Origin of the sequence: Bowmanella yangjiangensis, from assembly GCF_017255015.1 — a bacterium.
Classification (GTDB): Bacteria; Pseudomonadota; Gammaproteobacteria; order Enterobacterales; family Alteromonadaceae; genus Bowmanella; species Bowmanella yangjiangensis.
Map to the genome: position 1 here is coordinate 1 of NZ_JAFKCS010000182.1, position 1599 is coordinate 1599.

Annotated in this window: 1 protein-coding gene; it reads left to right on the forward strand. The window is 69.1% G+C overall.

Features of this window, described 5'->3' with window-relative positions; all coding sequences use genetic code 11:
* Positions 1 to 97: 97 nt before the first annotated feature.
* Positions 98 to 1599 (forward strand): GMC family oxidoreductase (locus J0A65_RS23130; RefSeq protein WP_206596648.1); only part of this gene is annotated, 1502 nt, incomplete at its 3' end.

Here is a 1599-nt window from a genome sequence, read left to right on the forward strand (position 1 = left end):
CCGCGCAACCTCGACGTGGTGATGGAGCCCGAGTTCATCCGCATGAAGCGACACATCCTCGGCCTGCTGCACGACGACATGGAAGAGGTGCACTGAGATGGCCGACAGCTTCGACTACCTGATCGTCGGGGCCGGTTCGGCCGGCTGCGTGCTGGCCAACCGCCTGAGCGCGGACCCGGCCGTGCGCGTCTGTCTGATCGAGGCCGGCGGCAGCGACGCCAGCCCGCGGGTGCAGGTGCCGGCTGGCACCATCACCCTGTACAAGAGCCGCGTGTTCAGCTGGAACTACTTCTCCGCACCGCAGCGCCACCTCGCCGGGCGTCGTCTGCACACCCCGCGTGGCAAGGCCCTCGGCGGCTCCAGTGCGATGAACAGCATGATCTACATCCGTGGCGACGCCAGCGACTACGACCGCTGGGAAGCCGCCGGCTGCCCCGGCTGGGGCTGGCGCGACGTGCTGCCGTACTTCAAGAAGTCCGAGGGCAACCGCCTCGGCCAGTCCCTGCATTACCACGGCACGCTGGGCGAACTGCTGGTGGACAAGCCGCGCGACCCCAACCCGTTGTCCGAGCGTTACATCAGCGCAGCCAGCCATATCGGCCTGCGCCGCAACGACGATTTCAACGGCGGCAGCCTGGAGGGGGTCGGCCTGTACAACGTCACCCAGAAGGACGCCAGGCGTCTGTCCAGCTACCGCGCCTTCGTCGCCCCGGTGCGCCAGCGCAGCAACCTCACCGTGCTGACCGGCTGCGAGGTGGAGCGCCTGCTGCTCGACGGCGAGCGCGTCAGCGGCCTGGAACTGCGCGAGAAGGGCCAGTGGCGCACCTTGCAGTGCAGCCGCGAGACCATCCTCTGCGCCGGTGCGCTGGGCTCGCCGCACATCCTGCTGAAATCCGGCATCGGCCCCAGGGCCGAGCTGGAGGCGGCGGGCGTGGCCAGCAAGGTCGACCTGCCCGGAGTCGGCAAGAACCTGCAGGACCATATCGACGGCACGCTCACCGTGCGCTCGAAGAGCCCGCTGTCGCTGGGCTTCTCCATCGGCTCGCTGCCCAAGGTGCTGGCCTCGCCGTTCCAGTACCTGGCGCGCAGGATGGGCTGGCTGACCACCAACTACGTCGAGGCCGGCGGCTTCGCCCGCACGCCGCTGGCGGGTGACCTGCCGGACGTGCAGATGCACTTCGTGCCGGGTTATCGCAGCCATCGCGGGCGCCTGTTCGAGTGGGGCCATGGCTACGCCATCCACACCTGCGTGCTGCGCCCGAAAAGCGTCGGCGAGGTGCGCCTGGGCGAGGGCCGCAGCTTGAGCATCGACTTCAACTTCCTCAGTGACGAGGCCGACGCGCGGGTGCTGGTGGAGGGGGTCAAGCTGGCGCGCAGCATCCTCGCCCAGCCGGAGTTCGACGCCATTCGTGGCAAGGAGATGCTGCCCGGCGCCCAGGTGCAGAGTGACGAACAGCTGCTGGCGCACCTGCGCGAGAACGCCGCCACGGTGTTCCACCCGGTGGGCACCTGCAAGATGGGCACTGACGAGGCCGCCGTGGTCTCGCCGCAGCTCAGGGTGCGCGGCCTGAGCAACCTGCGCGTGGCCGATGCCTCGAT